1 protein-coding gene is annotated in these 255 nt (G+C 40.4%); it reads right to left on the bottom strand.

What is annotated here, in order from left to right; genetic code table 11:
• On the bottom strand, positions 1 to 255 hold a 255-nt coding region (locus tag ACNG5D_RS16165), incomplete at both ends, for an HYR-like domain-containing protein (RefSeq protein ID WP_418184552.1).

Raw genomic sequence — 255 nt, forward strand, 5'->3', positions numbered from 1 at the left:
CTGTTGATTCAGCGATAGTTCCAGAAGCTGTAGGGTTTGTAGTATCGTTAACCGTAATGGTTTGAGTGACTAAAATTTGGTTATCACACACATCGGTAACGCTATAAGTTCTGGTAATAGTTTCAGGGCAAGTATTACCATCAGAGACATCCGAAACAAAAGCAACAACAGGAGTTCCTTGGTTATCGGCTTCATCAGTAACAACTTCAATATCCGCAGCAGGCACATCATCAATACATTGAACAGCAATAGGAT

Source organism: Algibacter ulvanivorans, assembly GCF_048381495.1.
Classification (GTDB): domain Bacteria; phylum Bacteroidota; class Bacteroidia; order Flavobacteriales; family Flavobacteriaceae; genus Algibacter_B; species Algibacter_B ulvanivorans.